Source organism: Streptomyces sp. BR123, from assembly GCF_013401435.1.
Lineage (GTDB): Bacteria > Actinomycetota > Actinomycetes > Streptomycetales > Streptomycetaceae > Streptomyces.
On sequence record NZ_JACBGN010000489.1, the window covers coordinates 1 to 3078 of the forward strand.

Consider the following 3078-nt stretch of genomic DNA (forward strand, 5'->3'; position numbering starts at 1 on the left):
AGTTCTGTATAAGAGACCGCCCGGCTCTCCCGGCTCTCCCGGCCTCCCGCCGGGCGGCTACTTGCCGCAGGTCACCTGGTCGCCGGTGAGCACTCCGAAGCGGCCCTGGTGCGGGTCCTCCGGCCGGACCGGCACGACCTTCCGGTAGTCCGTTCCGGCGATCACCAGCACCGTCCGGCCCCGCCCCGGAACGGCCCGCAGCTCGCTGCCCGGCAGCGCGGCGGAGACCGTGCGGGCGGAGCGGTCCCAGCGCGGGTCGTACGCGATCACCGTGCGCTTGACGTCGCGGCCGGCCCCGTTGCCCGGGGTGCCGGTCGTGTCGAAGCCGGTGGCGCGCAGCGCAGCGTCCACCCGGCTGCCCAGGCCGTCGATCCTGGTCCCGTTCTCGACCCGGACCCGGATCCGCTCCGGCGGTACGTCGACGGGTACGGCGGGCGGCTGCTGCGGGCGCGCGGGCTGTACGGGCCGTCCGGGCCGGACGGGCCCGGGGGCGGGGGCCAGTGGGCGGTCCTGGCGGACGGCTTCGAAGAGTTCGGCGGCCTTCGGTCCGTCCCATTTCACGGTGGAGCCGATGCCCTTGACCGGGAAGGACGGGTTCCCGATCGGCACGGAGGCGAACTCCGACGAGGACGGGGCGAAGTCGCGCATGGCCTGGCCGAGGGCCAGCATCTGCTCCGAGCCGAAGCCGGGGTCGGCCCGCACCGAGCCGAGCAGGGTGGAGCTGACCTGCTTGAACTTCACCGGGTTCAGCAGCACCCCGCCGGTGGTGGCCTGTTTGACGATGGCGGCCATGAACCGCTGCTGGCGCTGCATCCGGCCGAGGTCGGCGGCGCCGTCGACATGGCGGGAGCGTACGTACTGCAGCGCCTGGCCGCCGCTCAGCCGGTGGGTGCCGGGCAGCAGGTGCAGGCCGGTGTTGCGGTCGTTGAGGGCCTTGGCGGTGCAGATCTCCACGCCGCCCATCGCGTCGACCGTCTTCATGAAGCTGGTGAAGTCGACCTCCAGGTAGTGGTCGATCTTGACGCGGGTCATCTGCTCGACGGTGCGGACGGTCAGCCGGGGGCCGCCCTCGGCGTAGGCGGCGTTCAGTTTCACCGGGTGAGGGCCGTGCTGCTCGCCGCTGGATTCGTCGCGGTGCGCGGGCAGCTCGGCATAGCTGTCGCGGGGCAGGCTGACGACGCTGGCGCGTTTTCGGTCGGCCGAGAGGTGCACCAGCATCACGGTGTCGGTGCAGTGGCAGGGGGCGCCGCCGAGGCGGTACTCGCGCCGGTCCTCGCGGCTGATCCGGTCGCGGCCGTCGGTGCCGACGAGGAGGAAGTTCAGGCCGTGCCCCGCCCGGGGGCGGTTCTTCATGTCCTTGAACGGGTCCACCCGCTCGATGCCGACGTCCAGGCCGGTCACGACCGCGTGCCCGACGGCCCCGGAGCCCAGGACGGCCGCCGCCAGCCCGCCCGCGAGCCGGACTCCCCACCGGGGCCGGCCGCCGCGGGCCCGGCCGGTCCGGCGGCGGTCCGGAGCCCGGCCGCGCCGGGTGCGCTGCGGCCGTGGCCGTGGCCGCGGCCGCGGATACCGGTGCGGGTGCGGTGGCAGGTGCGCGGGCCGGGCGGGTCGGGGAGGACGGGGTGGCTGGGGCACGGGGGACACCTCCGCGGGGGCAGCCGGGCGTACAGACGGACCGAGAAAGACGAACCGGACGTAATGGTCAGATCGTCAGAACAGTAGGCCCATACGATCAGCCTCGGTCCCCGCCGATCAGGCGGCGCGCACCCGTTTCCCCCGTACGCGGTAACGTGGCACCGATACCCGACCTTGAAGGACCACATGCCCGCCCAGCAGCCCGCAGTCTCGGTGATCATGCCGGTGCTCAACGAGGAGCGCCACCTGCGCAACTCCGTCCGCCACATCCTCGGACAGGAGTACGCAGGTGAGATGGAGGTGGTGATCGCGCTGGGTCCGTCCACGGACCGCACCGACGAGATCGCCGCCGAGCTCGTACGCGAGGACCCCCGCGTCGTCACCGTTCCGAACCCCTCCGGCCGCACCCCGGCCGCCCTCAACGCCGCCATCAAGGCGTCGCGCCACCCGATCGTCGTGCGCGTCGACGGCCACGGCATGCTCTCGCCGAACTACATCGCCACCGCGGTCCGCCTCCTGGAGGAGACCGGTGCGCAGAACGTCGGCGGCATCATGCACGCCGAGGGCGAGAACGCCTGGGAGGAGGCCGTCGCCGCGGCGATGACCTCGAAGCTCGGCGTCGGCAACGCGGCCTTCCACACCGGCGGCAAGGCCGGCCCGGCGGACACGGTCTACCTGGGCGTGTTCCGGCGCGAGGCGCTGGAGCGGGCGGGCGGCTACAACGAGGAGTTCATCCGGGCCCAGGACTGGGAGCTGAACTTCCGCATCCGCGAGGCCGGCGGGCTGATCTGGTTCTCGCCGGAGCTGAAGGTGAAGTACCGGCCGCGGCCGACGGTGCGGGCGCTGGCCAAGCAGTACAAGGACTACGGCCGCTGGCGGCACGTGGTGGCCCGCTACCACGCGGGCTCGATCAACATGCGCTACCTGGCCCCGCCGACCGCCGTCTGCGTGATCGCGGCCGGCGTGGTGGCGGGCGCGGCCGTGAGCCCGTGGGCCTTCGCGGTCCCGGCCGGCTACCTCGCGGGGATCGCACTGGGCTCGGTCCCGGCGGGCAAGGGCCTCTCGCTCAAGGCGCGGGCGCAGATCCCGGTGGCCATCGCCACGATGCACATGTCGTGGGGCTTCGGCTTCCTCACGAGCCCGCGCTCGCTCGCGGACAAGGTCATCGCGAGCCGCCGCCCGTCGCCGAGCCCGGACCCCTCGGCGGCCTGAGGCCTCGGCGGCCCGATGGCACGCAGGACTGCGCCGGGACCGGCGCGAGCCCCCGGCGACAGGAGAAGGGGCCCGGTGCCGCGGTCGTGCAGACCGCGGCACCGGGCCCCTTCCCGTGCGGGCGGCCGCGCTACCAGGTGAAGCCCGGCTGGATCGCCATGCACTCCTTGTCGTTGTCGCCGTTGAGCGGGCGGGCCGAGTGGCTGTCTCTTATACACACCTGACGCTGCC

At 73.4% G+C, this 3078-nt stretch carries 2 protein-coding genes; one reads left to right on the plus strand and one right to left on the minus strand.

Annotation, left to right across the window (positions count from 1 at the left end; translation table 11 throughout):
- Nucleotides 1–57: 57 nt before the first annotated feature.
- Complete coding sequence (locus tag HYE82_RS35405) at nucleotides 58–1401, minus strand: LCP family protein (RefSeq protein WP_309144560.1); 1344 nt, start codon at nucleotides 1399–1401, stop codon at nucleotides 58–60.
- A gap of 420 nt (nucleotides 1402–1821) precedes the next feature.
- Between HYE82_RS35405 and HYE82_RS35410 the strand changes: the two genes are divergently transcribed.
- Entirely contained in the window at nucleotides 1822–2847 is a 1026-nt protein-coding gene (locus HYE82_RS35410; RefSeq protein ID WP_179178334.1) for a glycosyltransferase family 2 protein, read from the plus strand.
- Nucleotides 2848–3078: the final 231 nt, after the last annotated feature.

Excerpts from the sequence above, each read along its gene's own strand:
- HYE82_RS35410 (WP_179178334.1), top strand. The coding sequence starts at position 1,822 with ATGCCCGCCCAGCAGCCCGCAGTCTCGGTGATCATGCCGGTGCTCAAC.